Raw genomic sequence first — 25,452 nt, 5'->3', positions numbered from 1 at the left:
GGGGGTAAATACTCTTTAACAAACACCAAAAACATGAAATCAATAAAATTCACATATATAATACTACTCTTCACCATGACCTCATGCGCAGAAGAATGGCTGGACATTAAACAAGACAAATCAATAGTAGTACCTCAATCACTCGCTGATCTTCGGGCATTACTAGACAATAGTCCGGAACTGAACTTTGCTTGCACACCTATGCTCGGGATCATTAGTGCAGACAATTTCTACTTAGACGATGAAGACTGGAATTCCTTAAGCTATGCAGAAGAAAAAAATGCGTACATCTGGAACGAAGATGTCTACCAGGGTAATACCAGTTACAGTTACAACAATCCTTACAAAGCAATACTGCTGGCCAACATTGCACTGGAAGGGCTTGAGAACATTGCCCCGTCTAATCAGCAACAACAGGATTGGAACAATATTAGAGGCAGTGCGCTGTATTACAGAAGTTGGATGTTTTATCAGTTAGCGCAGCTTTATACCAAACAATACAATGCTACAACAGCAGAAACAGACTTAGGAATTGCTCTGCGTCTAGAATCTGATGTGAACCTCCCTTCCACAAGATCTTCAGTTCAGAAAACGTATGATCAGATCATCAGGGACACTAGAGAATCATTGGAGTTACTTCCTCAGACACCGATAGTCAAAACCAGGCCAGGACAGGCTGCAGCCAATGGACTTCTGGCAAAGGTGTTCTTACAAATGGGTAGGTATGAGGAGGCATTGATGTATGCCAGTGCCACACTTGAGCTACAAAACCAACTAATTGAATACAATGAATTAGATACTACAGCCACTTATCCTTTTACTCAAATGAACGAAGAGGTTGTTTTCCAAAGCACAACCTATCCATTTTTCGAAGTTTTCAACAGTCTGGGTATAACGGATGAGGTCTACGGTTCATACGATGAATTCGACTTGAGAAAGAAACTGTTTTTCTGGCAGAATGGGGACAAGATTGCTTTCAAAGGAACTTATGACGGTTCAGTTCAGCAGTTCAATGGTATCGCCATTGACGAAATCTATTTGATAAAGGCTGAAAGTGAAGTGAGACTTGGGCAACTAAATGAGTCCACAAATACATTAAATCAGCTTTTGCAGACACGGTGGGTAGAAGGGAAATATACACCCGTTTCTGCTTTAGAAGAGCGTGAATTACTGGAGATTATCCTACTGGAGCGTAGAAAATCATTGCTCTTTAGGGGGATTCGCTGGTCAGATTTAAAAAGGTTAAATCAAGAGCCCGAGTGGGCCGTCACACTTGAAAGAACAGTTCAGGGGACCAATTATACACTCAGTCCTGAAAGCAACAAGTATGTATTTCCAATCCCCGATGATGTGATTGCTCTTTCAGGGATGCAGCAAAACCCTCGCTAAAAAATAGGCTAGAAAAAAGAAGCCGGGTTCTCCCCGGCTTCAAATAGATTAACTTCTCTTTGCGACTTGTGGTTCCTCATCATACTCATCAATAGAGTCATAAAGAGGTTCCCCAGTTCCAGAGTCAACTTGATCATCAGATAAGCCAACAGCACAATTTTGTGAACTGCCGAGGCAAACAACCATTGGGTTTATTGGATCTCCAATGTTGCCTGCATCATCCAGCTCAAACCAATGTGTAGTAACAGCCTCATCTTCTGGCATATTGAATGCAAACGCTGCTACTAGAGCAAATACAAACGCTACCATAGGCAGCTTTTTAACGAACTTTTTCATAATTTTAGAATTAGAATTTATTAATGAATTATGCGTCATCACTTAGGTAGATGACCATACCTGAAGCGGAGTTCTCCTCGAGATCTCCGCTTCTTGTTTATTCATCATTTCGATAAGTTATCCTGAGCTTGTCATCCCGACAAAGGAGGGATCTACCTTCAAACAGGTACCGACCTACCGATTACCGTTTCACTGATCACTGCCCCACTGATTACCGATCTACAAACACACTGCCCTACTGAATACTAGTCACCCTCCTGTTGAGAGTACCAAGTGGCAGATTCTCAGTATTATGTAGCCACACCCAAGTACCATCTGGCATTCCTACAACCATTTCTAATTCATCTCCACGATAACTTATAACTAGTTTGCCGATTACTAATCACTATCGACTATGGTCTAAAGACTATCAGCTAATAACCGATCTACCGATTACTGGTCACTCCTAACAATCCACAACCCCGTTGTAGCAATCCCTAAAAACACCACATTAAAAACCAAGTGCGCTTCCCAACTTAGGCTCTGCAATACACCTCCACAGGAACACGGAACCTCTCCAAAAACATTAAGCACAGCCAGACCTACATATACTGTGAAGCTCATCATTAAGACAAATGATATAAGCAATCCAATCTTTCGCGTTGCTCTTAGTAATAAGAGGAGGGATGTTGTTAATTCAGCTATTGGTAAGGCCCAAACCAATAGATCATTAAACCACTCGGGTAAAGGCTGCTTAGATATTTGGTATTCAAAAGCCTCCCAATCTGCTATTTTACTTACTGCCGTATAGACAAAAAGCAACACTAGCAAACCTGTAATTACTTGGGATGTAACCTCACTATTAAGTTTCATAGCTGTCTTACTTATATGGTGGTCATTAATCCGAGCAGTGAATGACCTTGTCAAGGTATTGTTAATGCAATGCCATTAACTGTAAATAAAGTTCTGCCTAATAAATTGATAATCAGTTGATAGAAGTGAATTTTGGTTTGATATATCGGGATTATTTCAATATCACGAATAAATTCAAGTTGTCTTTGAAGAGAGGTTTTTGATGCAGAAGACATGAGTATTTATGAATCAGCTGGATGGATTCATAAATACGTTTGTTCAGTTTGACAATAAAATCTTGACTGGTTCTTTTACTACAGCAAACGTTTTTATCAAAGACAGTTTATTACTCGGAAAAAGGTGAACTCTGGCATAATCGAACGATTCGATAGCTTGTTGAGAGAATACATCAACGAAAATAGCCTGATTGAAAGCGGTTTGCCAAGTGTCACTTACTTCGCCGATCAATTGAACCTTTCACCCAACTACCTCACGGATGTTCTCAAAAATCAAACGGGGAAAAACTCACAGGAACATATTCATTTAGCACTTGTGGATAAGGCTAAAACTATGCTTTTAGGAACCTCAAAATCTGTAAGTGAAATTGCTTATGATCTTGGATTTGAATACCCTTCGCATTTCTCAAAATTATTCAAATCCAAAACGGGTAAGTCACCAAGCCAATATAGATCGTTGAATTAAATGATCTAGTTTAAGATTAAATCATGGAAATTATTGAAGATAAATTAATCAAAATCACTGGAGCAAGTAGCGCTGTAGACTCCAGCCAGCAAACAAAAAGCGAGTATAGGTGATCTTCAAATAAAGAATGCAGGATGTTATACCAGCATAAGGAAGGGCTGAGAGCTGATCTTCTTAAACTACAAATATTGACTATTATCCCTCTCAAAAAAAATCATGCAGTAACGTCGTGTTGCCGTATTAATATTAATACCTAAAATCAGGTAGCCCAAACTGTGATCTTCTGTGATCAATGCCAGTTATTTATGTGGATGCGAATGCCACAAACAAAAAAGGCTCAAGCATTAGCTTGAACCTCTCAGTAACCGAATATCAATACAATTAGATAATCTTTACTTTGGCCGCGTATTCTCCTCTGTTTCCATTCTCAATAACAAATTCCACTTTGTCATTTTCAAAAAGGATCTCTTTGGTATTTGATTTATGCACAAATAATTCTTTGTTGCTCTCATCATGTGTGATGAATCCAAACCCTTTATCCTCATTAAAGAATTTTACTGTTCCTTTTTCCATTTTTATTGTGTTATTAAATTTTGTTCAATACCCGGTGTGCTCTGAATATTGCCATTAAAGTCTATATAAGCGATCATGTCTTCCAGCTTCCCACTAGACTTAGTGGCTTTATGATCTCGTTTCCTTTGGAGTTTTTCTTCACGCTTTTTGTTCTTGCCAATAGCGCGTTGTTTTTTCATGAATTTGTTCTGTGACTTTGCCATACGATATCTTATTTGATTAATCGATTAGCGTAATTGCTCTTCCTGTTTTACCTGCCCTTCCTGTTCTACCTATTCTGTGGACATAATCAGCGTAGTTTCGAGGAGTTTGATAATTGATGACTAATTCTACATCACTGATATCAATGCCACGAGCGATCACATCCGTAGCGATCAGAATGTTTATCTTCCCTGTCTTGAAGCTGCTAAGTGTTTGATCACGTCTATTTTGTGACTTGTTACCATGGATAGCGTCGGCAGCATAGGAGTCGTTGATTAGCTTCTTTAATAATTGATTTGCGTGTCTTTTAGTTTCACAAAAAAGGATTGTTTTAGCATCTATTGGCTGGTTGAGAATGCTTTTCAGCACCTGAAACTTATCCTTACCTTCTGTATAAACCACCTGTTGATCGATAGACGAGGACCTGTGCGTGGATGTGGCTGATTTTACCACAATAGGCTTATTGGTAATTTCATGGATTAGATGTTCTTGCGCAGGATCCAACGTAGCAGAAAAGAGTAGGGACTGTTCTTTGCTTGTCATCTGATTATTGATCTTTTGAACTTCTCTGGAGAAACCCATGTCTAGCATTCGATCAAACTCATCCAATACCAATACTTTGAACTGACTATAGTCTATTGCACCCTGTGCATTCATATCTTGTAGCCTGCCTGGAGTGCCAATGATTACATGGTTGGTTCTTTTCAGCGTATTCAATGTCTGAAATACGGAGGTGCCACCGATTAATACTGTAGAGTAAAGACCAAGTCCCTTGGATAGCGAGGCGAACTCTTCGTTGATTTGGGTGGCTAGTTCTCTGGTAGGTGCAATGATCAAAGCATGATTATGACGCTTGTTTTCAAGTAGCTGTTGGATGAGTGGAATCAGAAAAGCAGCTGTTTTTCCAGTACCTGTACCTGCTATCCCAATTATATCTTCGCCTTGAAGTATCGGTATGATGGATTTGTCTTGAATTTCAGAAGGTCTTGAATAACCTTTCTGAGCGATCATAGCTTGCAGCTTTTGATGCAAAGGGAACTCTGTAAACGTATATTTATTTTGATAAACTGTAGCCGTTTCAGGACTTTGTTCACTAGTATGAATGTATTGATTGACGTCTATCGTTTTATTGACAGATTTAGTGGTTGTTTGTTTTCTTGTTCGCTTTCTGCGACTGTATGATATATTATGCATATGATTTTTTCGTTTTTGTAGGCTCTGAACCGAGTTCTTTGAGCATGTATAAATGTTGATAGACAGCAGTAGCTAATGTAGGCTGTGTATGATAGGGCAGGTTGTACTCGCTGGCGGTGGCTGCTACTATGCCGGAAATTTTACGGTAATGAATGTGGCAAATATGAGGAAACAGGTGGTGCTCTATCTGATGATTAAGACCTCCGGTAAACCAAAATAAGAGTCTGCTATTAGTTCCAAAGTTGGCGGTGGTTTTCAGTTGATGAGCCAGTCTATTCTCAGGTATATGACCATCTGGTGAATTGATAAACTCTGATGAATCCATCACGTGCGCGCACTGGAAGGTAAATGTCAGTATATTTCCAGCCACAAAGTGCATGGTCAGGAACATCAGAGCTACCATCCAAAACGGGTAAGCCAACCATATGGATGGAAGAACAAGAAAAAGAGAAAAATAAACAGCTTTTCGTATGATGATTTGGGTGATGTGGAGATTGAAATCTTTGCCCGACTTAATAAAACCCTCATTTTTGTATTTTACAGCTTTGGCAAAGTCTTTGACTGTTACCCAAATCAGTGTGCCTAACCCATAAAAGAATAAAGCATAAAGATGTTGGTATTTTTGAATAGATAACCTGGGCTGATGTGGTGAAAACCGAAAGATGAACCTGGGTTCTATGTCTTCGTCAGCGTGTTCTATATTGGTAAAGCTATGATGAAGTACATTGTGTTGGATTTTCCAGTTTCGTGGATCCACTCCAAGAAGCCAAGTGCATAGTGCCACGAGTCGGTTGGTAGATTGTTTGTTTGAAAATGATCCATGCAGACTGTCATGCATTACTGACATGCCTATAAACGCCTTACCAAACCCCATAATGGCCCAAAGTAGAAATAGCAATGGGAGTGAGGAGATTTGAAATACGAATAAAGCAACAAATGGCAACAGGTAAATACTCAGTGCAGAGATGGTTTTCATTACCATTTCTGTGTTGGCTCCTTTGCTGATGTGGTTGTCTTTAAAATAGGAATTGACCCGTGATTGTAATGTTTTAGCGAACGCTGAATTGATCTCGGATGAGAATTGGCAATTTATCAAGTATGATAAGTTAAAAGTTAGTTTCTGTTTGGAAGCAGTAACTAATCATTTAAACTTGATTTACTGGTTCTGAAACAAAAGAATATCGAGAGATTTTCTCTCAATGAATAATGCAGCCAGAAAATGCAAAAGGGAAACGTTGTAAGGATTTGACTTGAGAAGTCTCTGAACTTGATGTGCCAAAGGACGACAATTAAATTGACAATACCTATTATCTCAATAGATTCTGTCATCTACATGTTTTTTATGGTTTCTTGCTGATAATCACTAGAATCCAGTTTAAATCCTGAGAGGAATAGGAATATCCAAAAATTAAGAACTAGCTTTGCTACGCTGTATTTAGAATTAGACAAATTCTTATTCTCATTTTGAGCCAAAGAATTGAATAAATTTTTTATTTGATTCCCATCAATAAGCACCTCTCTCGACTAAGCTAATCGCTCTTTCAGTTGGGTTCATTGAAAGCCCCGAATAAAGAGTACAATCTAGGCCGATCATTTGAAATGCCTTCATGGAGCACCCACTGGAAGATGATGAAACTTCATAGTGATTTCTGCAGCTTGGTAACACGTAATTAATTAATCATTATATAATGCAAGAAGGAACTGTAAAGTTTTTCAATAATTCCAAGGGTTTTGGATTTATTAGTCCCACAGAGTCAAGAGAAGATGTGTTTGTTCATGAATCAGGACTGATTGATGACATCCGTGAAAATGATAAAGTAACCTATGACCTGGAAAGAGGAAAAAAAGGAATGAATGCTGTCAACGTAAAAGTTGTAAACTAAAATCACACATTAAAAAACCATCCTAAGTGATGGTTTTTTAATGTAAATAGGTTTCGCCAAGAAACGTAATAATTTGGATACTGTTCATCCAAACCAGAGTTATTCAAGTGCCTTTCACCCTTGATTTTTCTCTAACTACACCAAGCAATGAAACAACTTAAAATACTTGTTCAAATAACGAAAAGAACGCATTCATTAGAGCGGTATTTTCAGGAGATTGACAAAGTGCAGCTGATTTCTGCTGAAGAAGAAGTTCGGCTGACGCAGCGTATACGAGAAGGAGATGAACAAGCGCTGGAAAAATTGACCAAAGCCAATTTAAGGTTTGTTGTTTCCGTAGCAAAGCAATATGATCGTGGCTTTCCAAATATTACGCTTCTTGATTTGATCAGTGAGGGAAACATTGGTCTAATAAAGGCAGCTACTCGGTTTGATGAAACCAGAGGGTTTAAGTTCATTTCCTATGCTGTATGGTGGATACGTCAATCGATGGTATCAGCGATTTCTCAAAACTCTAGAACAGTGAGACAGCCTTTAAACAGAGTGAATAGTTACAATAAACTGATCAATTCTTTAGCACTCTTAGAGCAAAGGCTTGAACGAGAACCAACAGATGGGGAATTGGCTGAAGTGATGGATCTACCCGATGATCAAATTACGGATATTAAACAGATGGGGGCTAAAACTTCTTCTCTAGATGCTCCTTTTATGGCTGATGAAGCTGTAAATCTCTTAGATGTAATGGTTGACCCACAAGGGCATAATCCTGAGGAAAATTCCATGGAAAATTCGTTAAAGACAGATATTCGCAGTGCTTTTAAGGTACTGACATTCCGTGAATCACAGGTATTAATTCTTTTTTACGGTCTCAATGATGAGCCAAGCATGACACTAAATGATATTGGAGAGCGATTTGATCTGACAAGAGAACGTGTGCGTCAGATTAAAGAGTGCGCTATTCGCAAGCTTCAGCACAACCCAAGTGGAGGTGCACTTCTTAAATCCTATTTAGGTTAATCAAATTAGCGGATTCACGCAGGTAAAGCGGAGTGCTGCCCAGCCAGAGCGGCAGAGCTTGCGCCATACTAGCCAGAGATCCGCCAGCTGGCGGAACACTGTCTGCCTAAAGATCCCCGCCTGCCCTGAGCCAAGTCGAAGGGGAGTATGTCACACCCTCTGCTTTGCCTTCTGTCTGGCCATCACGGCAGTTCTCTCTGTTCTAGGAGCAGGTCATTTCCCCCTTTGAAGGGGGTAGGGGGATGTTTCTCATTCTTATTCAATAACTCGTTCGTAGCTGAAATAAATAACCAGCTCCCAGCCCAGCCACTGCCCATAGTTTGTGCGGGCCTGCGGCCACCACCAGTACCGTACAGCAGCACTTTCCCAACACTCGAACCAAAGCTGTACGCACTCCCAGCCATTTTCCGCCAACTGGCGGATCATTATCTTCTGGCAGGCTGGCGGTGGCGCCCGCTAAGGCCCGCGATGCTTACGCTAGCTGAGGGCTCCTTTACCTGATGGATGTTCTTTAACTTATCACATCTTACTTAACAATTGCTTTATATAATTGGAAAAAGCCAGAAACGATTACAACAATGCAAGATTCGACTAAAATTTCGGGCTAAACACTAGAGAGCTTTGCATAAATCAAAAAACAGATCATTATGCAAATACTAGTAACAGGTGCCACCGGAAATCTGGGTAGTGCGGTCATTGAAACATTAGTAAAAAATATTCCTGCTAAAAATATTTCGGCCCTGGTTCGAGAAGAAGAAAAAATACCAGAAATAAAGGCAAAAGGAATAAATGTTTTTCCAGGTGATTATGATAATGTATCCTCTCTTGAAAGTGCAATGAAGAAGGTAGATACCGTTCTTTTAATTTCTGCAGGCGACCAGGGTGACAGAATGCAGCAGCACAGAAATGTCATTGATATTGCTAAAAAATCAAGAGTTGCAAATATTGCTTATACGAGTAGAGCAATGCGAAATAGGGAAACGCTCGCTCACGATCTGATGGAAGAACACTTCCTCACAGAAGATTATATCAAAGCAAGTGGATTAAACTATACCATTTTTAGAAACACCTTGTATATGGATGTACTTCCAATTTTTGTTGGCAAAAAAGTGTTTGAAAGCGGTATTTTCCAACCTGCTGGGGATGGAAAGGTAGCTTTTGCTCTAAGAAAAGAAATGGGTGAAGCAATAGCTAACGTGCTATCAAATGAGATTTGTGAAAACAAAACATACAAATTCACAAACTCCGAAGCTTATTCCTTTTATGATGTTGCCGAGGCATTGACAATACTATCTGGAAAAGAAGTAAAATACCATCCAGTAGATATTTCTACCTTTCAAGAAAGAATGAGACCAACAGGAATATCGCAAAGTATGCTTCAAAAAGTGGTTGAATTCAATACGGATATAAAAAACGGACAGGAAGATGAAATAACGAATGATTTAGAAGCTAAGCTTGGACGCAAACCAACTACACTACAGGAAGGGTTAAAAACACTTTTTGGATTATAAAATCTAATTTCGTACTATGTCAAAACCATATCACATAAAATCCATAACCGAATACCATAAGGTTATGGATTTGCAGAAACCCCTACATCCACTTATTAGTCTAGTGAAATTTGAGGATATCAAGCATCATCAGGCCAGTCCCACAACTATCACCAATGACTTCTACTCCATCGCTTTAAAGAAGGATTTTAATGCCAAATTAAAATATGGACAGCAAGCATATGATTTTGATGAAGGGGTATTGCATTTTATGTCACCAAAACAAGTGCTTTCTTTTGAATTCAGAGCTGATGAGGAATTAAAACATAAAGGATGGCTATTACTGGTACATCCCGATTTCCTTTGGGGCACTCCCCTTTCCAAAAAGATAAAGGACTATGAGTATTTTGAATACAAAATCAATGAAGCACTGCATTTGTCTGACAGAGAGGAAAAAATGATTGTTGGTGTTATGGAAAGTATTGCACAAGAATATCAGGCAAGTATTGATCATTTTAGTCAAGAGGTGATCATTGCGCTGTTAATGTTATTATTGACCTATTCAGAACGTTTTTATCAGCGTCAATTTACTACACGAAAAATCACAAATCACACGATCTTAAACCAATTTGAGGAATTACTAGTGGCTTATTATAGAAAAGAACATGTAATAGAAAAGCCAATACCAACAGTTCAGTATTTTGCTAATGAATTGAATCTATCCGCTAATTATTTGAGTCGCTTGCTCAAAAATTTAACAGGAAAAAGCACCAAACATTTTATACAAGATAAAATAATTGATGTAGCAAAGGAAAGACTGTCAACCACTGATCTATCAGTGAGTGAAATCGCCTATGAATTAGGCTTTGAACACCTACAATCTTTTAGTAAATTATTTAAGAGTAAAACTGACTTGACTCCTTCTGAATTCAGGCAATCCTTTAACTGAACGAATAATCGATCAAGAAGGGCATATTTTCTAAGTTGAAAAACCTAAGCAGTCTATGCTCAAACGGCATTTATGCTTTGGATGCCCCCAATTATCATTTTTTCTATTCTCTAATATAAGAATAGTTGTTTCGGCTACAACATCCGTAGATCGAGCAAAGTCCAACGTTTGTACGGTCTTCATCTTTGTCTTGCATTTAGAAAAACGAAATCAAAAAAAATGAAGACTAAAAAAGTATGGTTTATCACCGGTGCTTCCAGAGGGCTCGGTCTTGCGCTGGCAAAGAAATTAATCGAAAACGGCTATTACGTAGCAGGGACCTCTAGAAGTTTAAATGCTCTAATACAGGAGCTGGGCAATGCATCCGAGACCTTTCTACCCTTGGAGATGGATGTGACCAATGACAAAGACGTCAAAGAAGCAATAATCCAAACAATTGATCACTTTGGAGTGATTGATGTCGTCGTAAACAATGCTGGCTTTGGTCAGATCGGGACATTGGAAGAACTAAGCGACCAGGAGGTCAAAAACAGTTATGATGTAAATGTCTTCGGATATCTGAATGTCATTCGAAATGTCACATCTCATTTGAGAAAGCAAAAGTCTGGTCACATTTTCAACATATCCTCCATAGGCGGATATGTAGGGAACTTTCCTGGGTTTGGGATATACTGCTCTACCAAATTTGCTGTTGCAGGGTTTACAGAAGCATTAGCTGAAGAAATGAAGGCATTTAACGTAAATGTTACCTTGGTTTATCCTGGATACTTCAGAACGAATTTCTTATCGAAAGGATCTGTAAAGACACCTGAAAAGCCCATTGAGGCCTATGAATCAGCCCGAGAACTAGAACAAGCTCATTTAGGACAAATCGATGGCAACCAACCAAATGATCCTGAAAAGGCAGCTGACGCATTGATTAAGATATGTCAACAGCAAACGCCTCCTGGTCATTTGTTTCTCGGAAAGGATGCTTACCACTATGCCGGGTTAAAAATGGAACTCATTCAGGCAGAATTGGCCAAAAACGAACAAATAGGTACGGCTACAGAAGTAGAATCAACTAATTAAAACTTGGAAAAAATGGAAACAAATAGAAAAACAGTACTAATAACTGGTGCGGGATCAGGGATGGGTTTACACACCGCACAAACCCTTGCTCTGGAAGGCTATAAAGTTTATGCTGGTATTCGAGATCCAAACGGAAGGAATACACATAAGTCGTCAAAATTACGAAGCTATGTAGAAGGTCATGGAAAATCAGTTGAAATTGTAGACTTAGACATCCATCTGGAAGAATCTTGCCAGACAGCAGTTGATAAGATTGTTGTTAGAGAAGGTTACATTGATGTGATCGTTCAGAATGCCGCACACCTTTTCATCGGGTTTGCAGAGGGCTACACTCCTGAACAATTGTTGAGTTCATTAAATACGAATGCCGTTGGAGCTCACCGACTAAACAGGGCTGCACTTCCTTACATGCGCAAGCAGAAAAAGGGAACACTTATTTATGTGGGTAGTGGGATCACAAACCTGACAGCACCGTTTATGACACCTTATGTAATGGGCAAAGCCGCATTTGATGCATTAGCAGAAAACACCGCTTACGAAGTGGGTCAGTTTGGCATAGAAACTTGCATCATTATGCCCGGAGTTTTCATGGAGGGCACCTCTCACTTTGAAACAGCTGAATTCCCTGGTGATAAAGAAATACTGAAACAATACGATAGGTTGCAGAAAGATTATGATAACTACGAGCCAGGATTGAGAAACCTTTTTCGATTTGGTGAAGCACCCATTCAGGGTGTAGCTGATAAAATCGCTGAAATCTTGAAGCTGCCTGTTGGTGAAAAACCAATGCGGAGTACAGTGGACTACTCAGATTACCTCGCAGAACCCGGAAATGCTGTTAGAGAAACGCTAACAGAACGAGTATTTCGAATTATGAACTATTCACACCTGTTAGAAGTAAAAACAGGGGCCGTTTAGTTTATTCAGAAGGCTGGAAAAGGCATGTTTCCAGCCTTATTTCTTACTTAAGACTAAAACTTTTAAGAAAGAGAAGCGACAGTTTCTTTCCAAAAAGAAGTAAATAATGAAACCAGAAAAAACAATAGAACTAACCAAAGAATATCTGGGAATGTGGGTAACAGAAGACGGTTACATTCGTCATGAACTACTCCCAAATAACAGATATGATGAAGCACGTGGTAGCCGTAAAAGTGCCTACCATGGTAGCTATCAGGTAACAGGCAACCACATCGATTACAAAGACGATACAGGCTTTACAGCTGATGGAGAATTCAAAGAAGGAGTGCTCTATCATGCGGGTATGGTTTTGTACAAAGAATTATAATCAAGTAAATTATCATTAAATGGAAGAGACATTTCGATTCAATTCACTTTCTGAATTTCATTCATTTTGTAAACTACCTCCTCCCGAGCACCCGATGATTAGTCTGATAGACTATAGCAGAGTAGCTTACCCGGTAGATACAGAAGAGTTGAAATGGATCCAGAATTTTTATTCGATTGGATTGAAGCGAAATGTCAATGCCAAGTTTAATTACGGCCAACAGCAGTATGACTTTGACTCAGGAGTACTAACCTTTGTCTCCCCGTTACAATTTTTAAAAATAGAAATCAATCACAATGTTGTAGTGGAGCCCACTGGGTGGTTATTGCTCATCCATCCTGACTTTCTATGGAACACCAATCTCGCTAAAAAGATCAATGACTATGAGTTCTTTCACTATTCGGTCAATGAAGCACTATTCCTTTCAGATAAAGAGGAAACTGTTATCGTAGAGTTATTGCAGAAAATAGAAAGTGAATACCAATCTAATATTGACAAATTCAGCCAGGAACTCATCATCGCACAAATAGAAATGCTGCTCATTTATGCCAAAAGATTCTATGAACGGCAGTTCGTCACACGAAAAAAGAGTAGCCATCAGCTGCTCGAAAAATTTGAAGAAGTCATGGCTGATTGGTTACAAACTGATGCAATAAGAGATCAAGGTTTACCAACAGTTCAATACATGGCCAGTAGGCTCAATGTCTCGCCTAACTACCTGAGTAGTATGCTGAAAACGTTAACAGGGCAAACTACACAACAACACATACAGAGCAAACTCATTACCAAAGCAAAGGAAAGGCTATCAACGACCAATTTATCAATAAGTGAAGTTGCATACTTATTGGGTTTTGAGCATCCACAGTCATTTAGTAAGTTCTTCAAATCAAAAACGAACATATCTCCTTTGGAGTTTAAACGATCCTTTAACTAAATTTTCTCACTCATGAGGCCCTTTATTCATAAGGTCGTACCATTACCAGATTAAACGTATCAGTACGTGAATAACACTGAAGAAAGTGCAAAGAATAAACGAAAATGACCTGAACGCTTTAAGTATAAGAAGTTATGTCTCTGTAAAGCCAGCTCAAAGAAACAAATTCGTACCTCCAAGTAACTTCATCAACTTTTTAGAAAAAGGTGAGAAGGTTTTACATTATGCAAGTGCTAGCACAATTGTTAGAGATACCCACTTTGTCATTCTATCATCAAACAATTGTTTAATGACAGAAAAACTAGCAATAGATAAAGAATACCGGAGTACTCTTTTCTTCTTCGATAATCAGCATCTACTAAACTTCTTTCTTAATTATCAAACCCTTATTGATAGCGTATCTCCAATAACGTCCCAAGAAAAGCCTTTCCTTGTATTTCCTAAGGATGACTTTATCATGAACTACATTTCTTCACTTAGAATAATTCAGCGGAAACCATCTGATATCTTGCCCCTTTTACTACAAATAAAGTTTGAAGAATTGATGCTGTATCTCTTGGAGAAAAACCCTCAGCAAATGATGTCTTTCAAATCAAAAATGCAGGAAGAATATTCAGAAATGGAAATAAAAAAAGCCGTTGAAGAAAATATCACAAATAATCTTACCTTGAACGAGTTGGCCTTTTTATGCCATACGAGCATTTCCACTTTTAAAAGAAAATTCGTCAAGCTCTACAAAACTACTCCTAGCAAATATTTCCTGCAGAGGAAAATGCAAATCGCAGCATCAATGTTATTGCAAAACGAAAACCCGAGTGAAATTTTCTACAAAGTAGGATATGAAAATCACTCTAGCTTTTCTCAGTCCTTCAAAAGAATCTATGGGTTAAGTCCAAAACATTTCCAAAAACAAAGGATGACCGTTTCCAAACAGCTTTTGAGTGATTAGCTATAATTGAGTGGGTGCTAACATTCTACCTTTACGTTGAATTTTAAACGTAAAAAAATTTTTATTCATTTGGCTAAGAATCTTGCCATGGAATGGTTAGATCAAATCCATGATGACCAATGGAATCAGACCATTATAAGCAGTTTCAATAGCATTAAAAAACCTCAATACACCAAGTCAGTGCAAAAAATAGATTTGGTTTGACTTTTGGACAAACGTTCATAACCCTATCTATTTATCTTCTGATTTTAATGGGACCAAGGTAGACGTGATCCAGATATGGAAGAAAACATACGTTGATATAAAAAGCTTTATCGAAAACTTTCCTCAAGAGAACTATGAAGACCACATCAGGTTTATTTATCCAAACGGAAGAGAAGGAAAAATGATCTTTTGGCAAACATTTCTGCACTTTATTAACCACTCCACCTATCATCGTGGACAATTGGTTACTTTATCACAACAGGTAGGATTTAATAATTTCTCAATTGCAGATTTGGCAACATAGTTTATAAAGAGTAGTTAACCGGAAACAAGCAATTGGAGTCTGGCTAAAGAACTACGGCATAAACACTCCCATCCCGCAACGCTTTCTTTTATTCCGTTACTCCTTGCCTGGCCTGCCATCGCCTGCTGAGAAAAAAGCTTTCTTTTTTCTCTTGCGGACGGCTAGTCGGGGACGCCTAGTCTTTTTTCTTTTGGAAAAACCTCCCTAAAAACTAAGGAATGACCGAATAATTCAAAAAAGGAAGTCAAGTTAGGTGGCACAGATTGGTTAACTATTAGAATTTCTTAATTGTAAAAGTTTCTGCATTTTTTGGAAACTACCAACTGGTCGCATCAAGGAATTTCCTGCATAAGACTTATTCCGTTCCTCCTTGCTGAGACCAAGGTGCCACCTAATAGCTGAGCTTTCTTTTTTTCTCTTTTTTTTCTTTTGGAATATGCGGCCGGCTAGGCAAGCGCCGCAGGCGGTGACCAACTGGACTGAGCATAACTTTTAAATGCTCAAACCATGTTTAGATACCGTGTATCCACTTTCTCCGGAAAGGAAAATCCAACAACTCCTCATTTTTATGTATTATCGAAAGGCCTGAATGCTGGAAAACCACTTGACAAACCTTGCCCTAATTGTTATCTGGTTTGTACTGAGTTCGAAGAGAATCGCCAACTGTTCTATTGGCTTTGTTTTGCTTTGTGGAAATCTGGATATTTCAAAAAGGACCTGGTTGGATCAGTCATTCCGTTTCTTCGAATTAATGACTTGCGTGTAGGTTTGCAGATTGTAGATAAGCACTATCCCTGATTGTGCTGCCGAACTCACTTCTAGCTTGAAATTACTTCAGGACATGGAGGCCAAAACCAAAGTAATCACAAAACAACTACAGTTATTCGAACAGCTTAAAATGGTCATCATTCAAAAAACCTTAAAAACTCTGGAGACATAAAAAAACAGGGCACCTGGTGCCCTGTCCTAAACAAAAAAAATATGGCTCACTTAATCAATACGCTCAATCCGGAATCACTAGTTAGTGAATTGAACTGAGCAGAATCTCCTTTTACCTGAATCACCAGGATCCTGTCGTCAGCTTCCACGCATTGTCTTAGGTTCTCCAATACATTGGATGCTTCCTCATCTTCCTCTGTTTTGATGAGGAAAGTTGTATTCATCACTTTTTGAGCGACCGGGTATTGCTCTATTCGGTGATTTAATTTTTCGTAGTTCTTATTCCCAAACAAGTCATAGCATACTAAAAAATTCTTCATAGTTATTATAGTTAAGATTTAAAAATCGATTTTCCTGCGGCTTCCTGAAGAGCAAACTCTTCTTCATCCACAGTTACTTGACTCACAGCTGTGAGCACTCCTCCAGCAACGCCTATATAGGTAGCTGCAGTTATTAGAGCTGCGGGTAGTGTCACTGGAGCTGCGAGAACGGCTCCACTGACAGCAGCAAGGGTCAATCCGACATTTCGGAGTACCCTGAAAAATTTGGGTGTAGGCGCCTTTGCACGCTCTACCAAATTCAGATCGTTAACAGACTTTGTCATTTTTAATCATTAAAAGTTTGATTTTCCAGCCGATCAACCCGTTTTTCCAGAAAGTTGATCCTTTGATTCAAAAGGTCATTCATGCCTTTAAATTCAGCTCGAATGATCTCTGTCGTATTCTTTACCTGTGTCAGGTCCTGCTCTACCTTCTTAAAATCAGACAAAAGCTGCTTAAGAAAGTAAACCACTACGCCAAGTAGTAGAGACATCACGCCTCCGAAAAGCATCGTCAATTCAATGTTTTCCATCGCTGATAATTTTGAGAAATACATCTTCCCGCAAGTGTTTGGCACTGAATACATGACTATTCAAGACTTCACAGGCTTTCTTGGATGAATCTCCACGACCTGGTCCGGTAAGTAGGCTAACTGGAGCTATGCAGCCTTCCAGTTCTTTCAATGCATTATTGGCCGGATGAAATAAAATACCATCTCTTCCTGGCACATCTTTCACGATCAAATGAAATCCTCTTTCTTCCGTATGACGCTTAGCAATTAGATACCTGCCCTCTGGAATGCAGGATATATTTCGCTGATTATTCCACCAGGGAAGTTCTATAGTGTAGCAAATAATGCTGCCATTAAACGTCAGTCGGCCATTGGTTCCTTTTGGGAAATACTTACGGGTGAGTACTAATTCCATAAATTAGTCTATCCTTCTTCTAATGCAGGCTGATCAATGGCCACCAATGAAAGTGGATTGAATCCACCATTTTTCAATGGGTACATCTCTCCATTTACAGATTGGGTAAACTCTAATCCCATAACCAGATACATACTTAGTGCATTATTCCCAGCAACTGCATTGCTCAGTTCAATAGCTTCCTCCAACTGAGATCCTAAAGCCAGATCATTGGATTTGGTTACAGTTACCTCAAAGGTTTCCTCCTCATAATTGATCGCCGCTCCTGCAGAGACAATTTTCACATGCGTGGCTCCTTGCGGACCAACAATGGTATTGCCTGGAACAAACTCAGGGATATTGATGCTCAGTGTGCCTGCAGCTCGATCAATTGCTGGAACATATGGAGTAAAGAACGTAGCGCTTAATTTGCTATTGATGTTAAAATCAAAGCCATTGAGCAGTAGTTGATTTCCCGCTGTAACTATTCGTTTTCCACGTTCGTTGGTAGAGTCAGCCTGGATTACACGGATCATTTCCTTAGTTAATCGGCTGGTGACTTTCTTGTCCGCTGCATTCTGCAGCAAGAGTCTGAAAGCAGTTCTCAGAACCCTTCCTGCTCTTCCAGCCTTACCAAACTCTGTGATGTTCTCTCGAGTACGAGCAAAGGCTGGATCATTCTTGATCCTGTCAGCGTCCACACCTCCCTTTTCTCTGGCCAGGTAGCCATCGGAGGTCTTGTAAAAGGAAACATCCCCGATGGTTCCTTCTAATTTCATTATACCTTTCTGTCTTGCCATTATATAAAAGCATTTTTATCACTGGCAAGATGTCACTACCCGAAAATGTGCCTTCCTGCTTTTGGAGTGTTCGGGCTACTATTGGCAGAACTTGGTGAAAAGTGAATGTTAACAAACTCCATGTCGGAGAAAAGTGGGCTATAGATTCCTAAAGTCAACCCCATACCATCCCCATGGATACTCCATGGATGGTTCATGGTTTGATATTTTATGATCGATGCTTACTACGCTACTACAGTAACTACTTTTACTACGGTATTACTACACTTGCTACTACGTCTAAGTAATTGATTTACAGATTTATAAAGTGTAATGTAGTTGAGTAGTAAAGAATATAGTAGAGTCTTCAAATTACACTGTCCCTATCATGTAAAACACCAGTAACCAGACACTTACAGGAAATGTCTGGTTCGAGTACTTTGATGAGAAAAAGGAAGTAGAGGTAGTAAAGTGGGGGAGTTTACAACTACGAGTCTCCGTTGCGAATACTGTGCTGGTATTGCATTTCAGAGTTAGAGAGATGCTCGATTACAGGATGGACGTACCTGGGCTGACCATGAATCCTCTTGGATACTTTGTTGTTAAACCCTAGTTTTTCCATAGCCATATTCAGCTTCCGGATTGAGAGCTTCATATTAGAGAAGGCATTGAGTTTGCTAAGAATTTCGGAGGGCATCAGGAAGGTGGCTAGAGGATTGTCTGGTGTAGTGGGCTCATACAAGCGTATCAACCAGTCTTCTTCAGGAGAGCTTTGCCGGAAAAGGTTGTTCATTACATTGAGTATCCGCATCTCTTCCTGCTGGAACCAATATGGAAAGCCTTGTTTTAATAGATGCATTGCCTGAGCCCATACTTTGGTCATGTTCACTTGGTGATCGAAGTGAATTCCATTGACCTTAAAAACCAAATACCGCCTATTTTCATTGTCTGTAAGGAATTGGGTGTTGTTCACACTCCCCATGAAACTGCAAACCCGATCACGCTTCCGGCTAAACTTATGCCAGGTTTTCCGATTGGTTACAAAGGGAGCCGTAATAATGGCTTTCATGCTGTTAAAGTCTTTGCCAAAGATGGTCTCCAGCTGGTCGTCAATATTAACAAACCACTTCTCAGCCAGGTAATTGGCGGTGTTGTTATCGGTCAGTGATGGATTAATATGGGAGCAGACGAGAAAGTCCTCCAGTCCTTTTGGACATAATCTATTTAACCAGGTAGTTTTTCCGATTCCTTGGCCACCTGCTAGAATCAGACAGAGTTGGTTAGTTCCTTGTCCTAAAACAGTGGCGACACTTCCCACTAACCATTTTTGGAGGTAAGGTTTCCAGAGCTGCTGCAGCTGCACCTTCTCAACTGAAGCTTCATCGATCTGCACACTTTCGGCCAATTTTGTAATGTGATCAACCCCATCATGATCTGGTAGTGTTTCAAAGTAAGCCTTTAAAGGATGGTGATTGCTTACCAGGTGAGAGTTCAATATCTTGATAAGAACAGCATCCGACACTTTGAAACCATCTACTTGAAGTTCAATCCAAATGGAATTTATCCGGGCTTCATCTAGTACCTGAAAGCGTTCTTCATCCACTGGGCGATATTCCACCTCCAGTGTAAGATCATTTCTTCTGAACTCATACTTGAGATCCAGATAATCCTTTACTTCCAGAATGTGGTGTTTTTTCTTTTTTTCGCTGGATTGCTTATTGATTTCCTGATGTTCAAGCATAGGTCTTCATTTTCATTTCAGATAGTGCTTTTTCCCAGCGTAGGTGAGCTTGTTTGTTGAAGAGGCTCCAGAGCTGCTCGCGATCATGCGGATCCATATTCCTGATCATCTCCATGATAGAATGTGAGAACTGTACTTCGCTATGCTGATAGTGATAAATAGCCTCTTGTATGAGGTAAGATTTGCCCTTGTTCATCCATGAAGTAAAATCTATGATGCCATGAATGATACAGATCGCCTCCAGACTCTGTTTGTCATTCAGTAATTGTTGATAATCTGCTGATCCCTTTAGTGAAAGTTTTACGGCCAGTTGATCATACGCCTTCAAAGTCCTCATCACCTCATGTTGGTAATCAATAAGGGTCTTGATGATCTTGTTTTGGATATTCAGGAATCGGTCGCTGACCTTATCTTGATCTGCCAGGTATTGCAGGTTTTCCTGGAGCTTTGTTACAGCTTTTTCGAAGCGTTCGGTAACCTGTTGAAATTTCTTCATTTGATGTCCAGGTAAGGAGGGTATCCAAGACATTCATAAATTTTGTGGACCTGCTTAGGCGTATATAGAAGTCCTATGCGCTTACCTATTTCTTTTCGGTGAGGATCAAGCCATTTGTTCATGATCTTGGTGCTTACGTCATATGCAGTTGCAAGCTCTGAGAGGCTCATTGGAGTAGCTATGAATTCTTCCATTGTGGTAAGTGTTTTTGGTAAGATTAAGAAATGAAGTAGCAGTTTTCAACCAGCTATTTTTATCTGTTCTATTTGGTGTTTAATGAGTTTCAAAAAGGTTGAAACATAATCATTTGGTAACCTTGGTAAGTTTTCTGGTGGGGTTTGGGACTCTATCTTTCATTTAGCTGTAAATGACTCCAAATAATCCTAGTGTTCCCAGCTTCAGGATTCATATAGATATAAACTCATTTACGAGATACAATCTTTAGTTCTTGCCTCAGGGCATCCTTTGTCTTGCTTTTTCCTTCCTCAACCCATTCTGTTAATTCCGATTTTTTGAAATAAAGCTTCTTGCCTCGCTTATAGAATGGGATATCAAGTCGGGACGTTCGCCCATAAATAGTGGGAATAGCTTCACCTAGAAACTCAGAGGCCTCTTTGACATCAATGAAAGGTTCTGTTTCAGGAATTGAGGAGGTAGAATTAGTTTTGTTATTCGCGAGAATGAGGTTCTCGATCTTTACCAATCGTTGGTTGATTTCGTCAAAAGGATTTTCCATTAGCAAACATTTTAAGGTTCTGTTTGCAATATTTATAGATTTGATTTTGCAGGTGTCTGGTTTGAGAAAGTTTGAGCTATTGATGGAAAAAAGAAGCAAAAAAAGAAAGAATAGGTTTAATGGAGGGAACACGGTAAGGTTAATCGAGATAAAAGTACTTTCCAAGATTAACTTGGATCCCCCAGCCAGAAAAAACACCTCTATAAATAGTTCTTGTCATTTATTATAAGGTCTTTTGTAATATCCAGATCGGTGACTTTAGGTGTAAAGCATTTACAACGTTTACCTTTTGTGTTTTCGTTCAGAACAAATAGGTGATAGACCATCTTCACTTGGGTCGAGTTTATAGAATCCAAAAGTGGCCCAGGAAATTTACTTCTCTCGCTTACAAACCCTAGGATTAGCTTTAGCGCGAATACGATCATGTTGACCTGGCTTGTATCAGAAAACCAGTAGCATCTCATTTATCAAAAGAAGTTCATTGAATATCATTATACAATTTAAAAAATCTCTGTTATGATTGTCAAAAGTAAAATCCCGATTTTATATCTATTCAATGAACTTAAAATACCCTTGTTCTATGTGGTACTGATTGCATGTATTACAGGAATACTTCCGATTTATTTTCGTTCATTTCTGTCTGATATTCCAATCAGCATATCCAGTACATTAGGAGTTGCGATATCCATTTTGTTGTCTTACATGATCAATCAATCGTATGATAGATGGTGGGAGGCAAGAAAAATATGGGGGAGTATTGTCAATGATTCAAGAACGCTGATATTGCAGTTGCAAATGTACGTGAGGGATGTTCATCCTGAGATTGAAAGTATCGCTAAGCGCCAAATAACATGGAATTATTGTTTAGGGATGGTCTTAAGAAAACAAAGCGTTACTGAACTGATTAAGAAAAAGATGCAAGTGAAAGACTATGAATTCATTAAGAAATATCACAATGTTCCATTAGGTATTCTTTCAATTCAATCACATGCTGTCAAACAATTGCACGATGATGGAGAGCTTGATAAATTTTCTCAAATTAAAATAGAGGAAACGATTACCAGGCTTACAGAATCAATGGGTAAATGTGAGCGCATCAAAAACACGGTATTCCCACCGATATACCGATATGGACTACATACTTCTATCTATTTGTTTGTGATATTCTTGTCCCTGTCGGTGGCCTTCAAATTACAACACTTTGCACTAGAGTTTTTTATTTTGGTGATTGTGTCTACAGTGTTTTTTTTCTTGGAGAAAGCGGCCTTTAGAATGCAGGATCCTTTTGAAAACATACCCACAGACACTCCAATGACCAAGATTGCTGAAAATATTGAGAAAGATATTTTGGATCTCCTCAATCAGAACATTGAAAACGAGGATTCTTCCTCCCCACAATCATTTTACACGATGTAAAAACTCTAGACAAAATGACTTTTACTTCTATAAGTCTCCAGAATCACTTGTTGATATATGGATAGAAATCTTCAAGATTGAGCGTGTGAACCCAGTTCTGAACCATATTAATGATAGGAAATTTCAAAATCAATTGTCTCGTTAGAAGTCTCTTTCTTACAGATACATAAAATGTGATATCGGATGACACTGTTTGTAGTTTATCAGGAAGTTCTGGTATTGTCTATTGTATTAAATGCTCATAGTTTTCCTTGTAGTGTTTAATGCCTTCCTCCACAATTTCATAAGCCTGGGTTTTGCCCAATATCGTTTTCACTAACACTTCCTTCTTTTCCAACTTCTTATAATCTTCAAAAAAACGACGTACCTCCATCATCGTATGTGGTGGTAAATCTTCCAGCTGTTTGATGTGTTCAAACCCAATGTCATGAAGAGCAATCCCAATGATTTTATCATCCGCAAGTCCCTGATCATGCATACGCATTACGCCGATGACTCTTGCTTCGATCAGGCATAATGGTGGCAACTCCACGGAGGTAAGTACTAAAATGTCCAATGCATCACCATCTTCGCAATAGGTCTGAGGTATGAATCCATAATTGGCTGGATAGTGAACAGCAGAGAATAAAACCCGATCCAACTTGAGAAGACCGGTTTTCTTATCCATCTCAAATTTACCTTTGCTCCCTTTGGCGATTTCGATAATGGCGTTGACGATCTCAGGTGATTGATTCCCATAGGAAACTTCATGCCAGGGATTGTTCATGTCTGGGAAGTTAGTTTAGTACGTTTGCCTAATTGCTTAAGGAGTTGCGTATGCCCTTTCAAAGCCCTAAGAAAAGAAGGAACAGTTTTGTAAGGTAAATTGAAATCATGAGCCGTGGCTTGTACGATCGGCGCGATCTTTCGATAATGAACGTGACAAATGGATGGATACAAGTGATGTTCTATCTGAAAGTTTAATCCACCTACCATCCAGGTAAACCACCGACTTTTATTCGCAAAGTTGGTGGTAGTTCGCAACTGGTGTATTGCCCGAATATCTCGTGGGCTGCCCTGATTGTCAGGTGTTGGAAATTCCGACCCCATAATGACGTGTGCAGGCTGAAAGACAATGGCTAACAGGAATCCGGTGATGTAATGCATGATGACAATTCCCAGCAATACCTGCCACCAGCTCCAGGGTGTCAGCAGTATTGGAAGCAGCAAAATATAGCTGAGATAAATGATTTTGGTCGATATCAGGATGACCCATTCTCGTTTTGGGTTCGTACGGCCTTTGATCAGCCCTTGGTGATGATACAAATAAAGCTGGTGAAAGTCTTTGTAAAACATCCAGGAAAGGGTCATTAATCCATACAAAAACCACGCATACACAAACTGATATTTATGAAACCATCTCCACTCGGAATGAGGCGTAAACCTCAAAATACCATGTGAACTGACGTCTTCATCGACTCCATAGATATTGGTATGTGTATGGTGCAGCACATTGTGTTGTATTTTCCAGTTGAAGGAATTAGCTCCAATAAGGTTCAGTGAATAGCCAATTAAAGTATTGATCCATCGTTTGCTAGAATAAGCACCATGATTCCCATCATGCATAACAGATAAGCCGATACCTGCCAGGCCAAATCCCATCACCACTACCAAAGCGAGAGTAGTAAATACTCCCGTAATCACCCCAGTCAGGATAAACGCCAAAGGCCCAAAATATAGGGCCAACATCACCATCGACTTAATCACCATTTCAGTATTGGCATGACGACCAAGTTGACGGTCCTTAAAATAGGCATTAACCCGTTTGTTCATGGTGGTGGTGAAGTCTCGTCTGTCAGGATTAAACGTTATTGGTGCAGTATTACTCATCTTATCGTTTTAGTTGATCACGTGCGATTGTTTTCTGACAACAAAGCTCGCTCTACCAGGATCCTGATTCGTTACATCTTTTTAAAAGATACTTGTATCTATTTTGGATGAACAAATAGCATGCAATTACATACTCTAAAAATAAGCCGAACCAAATGCAAATAAGTCATTGTTAACTATAAACAAATCTTGTATAAAAGAATGACTAAACGGACCTGTTCGGCCAAAATTAGAACTACCTTGTTCTCATGAAGCTCTACATTAAATACATGGTTAGTCTACGATGCAAACTCATGGTCAAACAAGAGCTTGAAAGGCTGGGATTGCATCACACGGTCTTGGACCTTGGGATGGTAGAAATCCTGGAAAATATAAGTTCTAAACAACATGATCAGCTAAAGGCAAACCTACTCAAGTCAGGGTTAGAACTACTTGATGATAAGCGAACGATACTTATTGAACGCATTAAGAATCTGATCATAGAAATGATCCATTACTCAGATGAGTTGCCCAATGTAAATTACTCCGACTACATCAGTGAAAAGCTTGGATATGACTACACATACTTATCCAATATTTTTTCGGAGGTAAAAGGTACGACTATACAGCAGTTCATCATCTTGCACAAGATTGAAAAGGTAAAGGAACTGATGCTATATGATGAACTTAACTTAACCGAGATATCTTATAAACTGCACTACAGCAGCGTGGCGCATTTGTCTAATCAGTTCAAAAAGGTCACAGGTTTATCTCCTACTTTCTACAAGCATCTCAAAGAAAAACGTAAGATCAATCTGGAGAACTTATAATGAATTCGAATTCATGGAATAGTATTTTTATTTGGAGAATCAGTCATGAATCAGGTGGTTGATGGAATAATAGTCTGGCGTATTATATCAATAAGCGATTCATGTAAGACTAAAGTCTAAAAGTGTAACT

The 25,452-nt window shown here is 39.2% G+C and carries 33 protein-coding genes; 15 read left to right on the top strand and 18 right to left on the bottom strand.

The features are described 5' to 3' along the window. The first annotated feature begins 33 nt into the window (after positions 1-33). Positions 34-1,389: a RagB/SusD family nutrient uptake outer membrane protein gene (locus NXS00_RS17825; RefSeq protein ID WP_258100614.1), complete on the top strand. Its 1,356-nt coding sequence runs from the start codon at positions 34-36 to the stop codon at positions 1,387-1,389. Between the two features lie 48 nt (positions 1,390-1,437). On the opposite strand, the gene NXS00_RS17820 is transcribed toward NXS00_RS17825, so the two are convergent. Further along, on the bottom strand, positions 1,438-1,725 hold the full coding sequence (locus tag NXS00_RS17820) for a DUF6520 family protein (protein ID WP_258100613.1): 288 nt from the start codon (positions 1,723-1,725) through the stop codon (positions 1,438-1,440). A gap of 432 nt (positions 1,726-2,157) precedes the next feature. After that, a complete protein-coding gene (locus NXS00_RS17815) occupies positions 2,158-2,577 on the bottom strand; it encodes a MauE/DoxX family redox-associated membrane protein (protein WP_258100612.1) in 420 nt (139 codons plus the stop codon). A 339-nt stretch (positions 2,578-2,916) separates the two neighbouring features. Between NXS00_RS17815 and NXS00_RS17810 the strand changes: the two genes are divergently transcribed. After that, positions 2,917-3,258 (top strand): helix-turn-helix domain-containing protein, encoded by a 342-nt coding sequence (locus NXS00_RS17810; RefSeq protein ID WP_258100611.1) that lies wholly within the window; start codon positions 2,917-2,919, stop codon positions 3,256-3,258. Positions 3,259-3,639: 381 nt separating this feature from the next. On the opposite strand, the gene NXS00_RS17805 is transcribed toward NXS00_RS17810, so the two are convergent. From NXS00_RS17805 to NXS00_RS17790, 4 genes are read right to left on the bottom strand one after another with little or no spacing between them, the layout of a single operon-like run. After that, on the bottom strand, positions 3,640-3,831 hold the full coding sequence (locus NXS00_RS17805) for a cold-shock protein (protein ID WP_258100610.1): 192 nt from the start codon (positions 3,829-3,831) through the stop codon (positions 3,640-3,642). A 2-nt stretch (positions 3,832-3,833) separates the two neighbouring features. Then, entirely contained in the window at positions 3,834-4,034 is a 201-nt protein-coding gene (locus tag NXS00_RS17800) for a cold-shock protein (RefSeq protein ID WP_258100609.1), read from the bottom strand. A 16-nt stretch (positions 4,035-4,050) separates the two neighbouring features. After that, positions 4,051-5,226, bottom strand: a complete 1,176-nt coding sequence (locus tag NXS00_RS17795; protein WP_258100608.1) for a DEAD/DEAH box helicase — start codon at positions 5,224-5,226, stop codon at positions 4,051-4,053. Further along, positions 5,219-6,202: a fatty acid desaturase family protein gene (locus tag NXS00_RS17790; RefSeq protein WP_258100607.1), complete on the bottom strand. Its 984-nt coding sequence runs from the start codon at positions 6,200-6,202 to the stop codon at positions 5,219-5,221. Before NXS00_RS17790 ends, NXS00_RS17795 begins: the two co-directional genes overlap by 8 nt. A gap of 712 nt (positions 6,203-6,914) precedes the next feature. Between NXS00_RS17790 and NXS00_RS17785 the strand changes: the two genes are divergently transcribed. From NXS00_RS17785 to NXS00_RS17740, 11 genes are all read left to right on the top strand, one after another. Continuing rightward, positions 6,915-7,109 (top strand): cold-shock protein, encoded by a 195-nt coding sequence (locus NXS00_RS17785; RefSeq protein WP_258100606.1) that lies wholly within the window; start codon positions 6,915-6,917, stop codon positions 7,107-7,109. Between the two features lie 147 nt (positions 7,110-7,256). Continuing rightward, positions 7,257-8,126, top strand: coding sequence for a sigma-70 family RNA polymerase sigma factor (locus NXS00_RS17780; RefSeq protein WP_258100605.1), 870 nt, complete (start codon positions 7,257-7,259; stop codon positions 8,124-8,126). Positions 8,127-8,773: 647 nt separating this feature from the next. Next, complete coding sequence (locus tag NXS00_RS17775; RefSeq protein ID WP_258100604.1) at positions 8,774-9,637, top strand: SDR family oxidoreductase; 864 nt, start codon at positions 8,774-8,776, stop codon at positions 9,635-9,637. A 16-nt stretch (positions 9,638-9,653) separates the two neighbouring features. Continuing rightward, a complete protein-coding gene (locus tag NXS00_RS17770) occupies positions 9,654-10,565 on the top strand; it encodes a helix-turn-helix domain-containing protein (RefSeq protein WP_258100603.1) in 912 nt (303 codons plus the stop codon). Between the two features lie 219 nt (positions 10,566-10,784). After that, entirely contained in the window at positions 10,785-11,636 is an 852-nt protein-coding gene (locus tag NXS00_RS17765; protein ID WP_258100602.1) for an SDR family oxidoreductase, read from the top strand. A gap of 12 nt (positions 11,637-11,648) precedes the next feature. Then, on the top strand, positions 11,649-12,554 hold the full coding sequence (locus tag NXS00_RS17760) for an SDR family NAD(P)-dependent oxidoreductase (protein ID WP_258100601.1): 906 nt from the start codon (positions 11,649-11,651) through the stop codon (positions 12,552-12,554). 106 nt (positions 12,555-12,660) lie between these two features. Continuing rightward, the gene (locus NXS00_RS17755) at positions 12,661-12,921 is read left to right on the top strand and encodes an Atu4866 domain-containing protein (protein WP_258100600.1); all 261 of its coding nucleotides are present in this window, start codon (positions 12,661-12,663) and stop codon (positions 12,919-12,921) included. A gap of 19 nt (positions 12,922-12,940) precedes the next feature. Then, positions 12,941-13,855, top strand: a complete 915-nt coding sequence (locus NXS00_RS17750; protein WP_258100599.1) for a helix-turn-helix domain-containing protein — start codon at positions 12,941-12,943, stop codon at positions 13,853-13,855. A gap of 85 nt (positions 13,856-13,940) precedes the next feature. Further along, positions 13,941-14,804 carry a helix-turn-helix domain-containing protein gene (locus NXS00_RS17745; RefSeq protein WP_373418671.1) on the top strand — a complete coding sequence of 288 codons (864 nt, stop codon included), beginning with the start codon at positions 13,941-13,943 and terminating at the stop codon, positions 14,802-14,804. A gap of 268 nt (positions 14,805-15,072) precedes the next feature. After that, the gene (locus tag NXS00_RS26955; RefSeq protein ID WP_373418670.1) at positions 15,073-15,312 is read left to right on the top strand and encodes a DinB family protein; all 240 of its coding nucleotides are present in this window, start codon (positions 15,073-15,075) and stop codon (positions 15,310-15,312) included. A 507-nt stretch (positions 15,313-15,819) separates the two neighbouring features. Beyond that, a complete protein-coding gene (locus NXS00_RS17740) occupies positions 15,820-16,110 on the top strand; it encodes a DUF6943 family protein (RefSeq protein ID WP_258100597.1) in 291 nt (96 codons plus the stop codon). 188 nt (positions 16,111-16,298) lie between these two features. On the opposite strand, the gene NXS00_RS17735 is transcribed toward NXS00_RS17740, so the two are convergent. From NXS00_RS17735 to NXS00_RS17690, 10 genes are all read right to left on the bottom strand, one after another. Beyond that, the gene (locus NXS00_RS17735) at positions 16,299-16,571 is read right to left on the bottom strand and encodes a hypothetical protein (protein WP_258100596.1); all 273 of its coding nucleotides are present in this window, start codon (positions 16,569-16,571) and stop codon (positions 16,299-16,301) included. Between the two features lie 11 nt (positions 16,572-16,582). Continuing rightward, positions 16,583-16,855, bottom strand: a complete 273-nt coding sequence (locus tag NXS00_RS17730) for a hypothetical protein (protein WP_258100595.1) — start codon at positions 16,853-16,855, stop codon at positions 16,583-16,585. 2 nt (positions 16,856-16,857) lie between these two features. After that, the gene (locus NXS00_RS17725; protein ID WP_258100594.1) at positions 16,858-17,103 is read right to left on the bottom strand and encodes a hypothetical protein; all 246 of its coding nucleotides are present in this window, start codon (positions 17,101-17,103) and stop codon (positions 16,858-16,860) included. After that, complete coding sequence (locus NXS00_RS17720; protein WP_258100593.1) at positions 17,090-17,497, bottom strand: DUF5675 family protein; 408 nt, start codon at positions 17,495-17,497, stop codon at positions 17,090-17,092. Before NXS00_RS17720 ends, NXS00_RS17725 begins: the two co-directional genes overlap by 14 nt. Positions 17,498-17,505: 8 nt before the next feature. Then, a complete protein-coding gene (locus tag NXS00_RS17715; protein ID WP_258100592.1) occupies positions 17,506-18,276 on the bottom strand; it encodes a hypothetical protein in 771 nt (256 codons plus the stop codon). Between the two features lie 35 nt (positions 18,277-18,311). Continuing rightward, a complete protein-coding gene (locus NXS00_RS17710) occupies positions 18,312-18,473 on the bottom strand; it encodes a hypothetical protein (RefSeq protein WP_258100591.1) in 162 nt (53 codons plus the stop codon). 269 nt (positions 18,474-18,742) lie between these two features. Next, the gene (locus tag NXS00_RS17705) at positions 18,743-19,996 is read right to left on the bottom strand and encodes a VapE domain-containing protein (protein WP_258100590.1); all 1,254 of its coding nucleotides are present in this window, start codon (positions 19,994-19,996) and stop codon (positions 18,743-18,745) included. After that, a complete protein-coding gene (locus tag NXS00_RS17700; RefSeq protein WP_258100589.1) occupies positions 19,989-20,492 on the bottom strand; it encodes a hypothetical protein in 504 nt (167 codons plus the stop codon). The genes NXS00_RS17705 and NXS00_RS17700 overlap by 8 nt, the downstream gene beginning before the upstream one ends. Further along, complete coding sequence (locus tag NXS00_RS17695) at positions 20,489-20,686, bottom strand: DUF4248 domain-containing protein (RefSeq protein ID WP_258100588.1); 198 nt, start codon at positions 20,684-20,686, stop codon at positions 20,489-20,491. Before NXS00_RS17695 ends, NXS00_RS17700 begins: the two co-directional genes overlap by 4 nt. Positions 20,687-20,913: 227 nt before the next feature. Further along, positions 20,914-21,228: a helix-turn-helix domain-containing protein gene (locus tag NXS00_RS17690; protein ID WP_258100587.1), complete on the bottom strand. Its 315-nt coding sequence runs from the start codon at positions 21,226-21,228 to the stop codon at positions 20,914-20,916. A 516-nt stretch (positions 21,229-21,744) separates the two neighbouring features. Here NXS00_RS17690 and NXS00_RS17685 point away from each other — a divergent pair. Beyond that, complete coding sequence (locus NXS00_RS17685) at positions 21,745-22,644, top strand: bestrophin family protein (protein ID WP_258100586.1); 900 nt, start codon at positions 21,745-21,747, stop codon at positions 22,642-22,644. A gap of 223 nt (positions 22,645-22,867) precedes the next feature. Here NXS00_RS17685 and NXS00_RS17680 read toward each other — a convergent pair whose 3' ends face one another. Next, on the bottom strand, positions 22,868-23,410 hold the full coding sequence (locus tag NXS00_RS17680; protein WP_258100585.1) for an inorganic diphosphatase: 543 nt from the start codon (positions 23,408-23,410) through the stop codon (positions 22,868-22,870). After that, positions 23,407-24,513 carry a fatty acid desaturase family protein gene (locus NXS00_RS17675; RefSeq protein ID WP_258100584.1) on the bottom strand — a complete coding sequence of 369 codons (1,107 nt, stop codon included), beginning with the start codon at positions 24,511-24,513 and terminating at the stop codon, positions 23,407-23,409. The genes NXS00_RS17680 and NXS00_RS17675 overlap by 4 nt, the downstream gene beginning before the upstream one ends. A 248-nt stretch (positions 24,514-24,761) precedes the next feature. Between NXS00_RS17675 and NXS00_RS17670 the strand changes: the two genes are divergently transcribed. After that, positions 24,762-25,322: a helix-turn-helix domain-containing protein gene (locus NXS00_RS17670; RefSeq protein ID WP_258100583.1), complete on the top strand. Its 561-nt coding sequence runs from the start codon at positions 24,762-24,764 to the stop codon at positions 25,320-25,322. The last annotated feature ends 130 nt before the right edge of the window (positions 25,323-25,452 follow it).

It is taken from the genome of Marinoscillum pacificum (assembly GCF_024714495.1).
GTDB lineage: Bacteria > Bacteroidota > Bacteroidia > Cytophagales > Cyclobacteriaceae > Marinoscillum > Marinoscillum pacificum.
The sequence above is the reverse complement of the archived record's forward strand: the minus strand, read 5'-3'. Positions and strand labels throughout refer to the sequence as shown.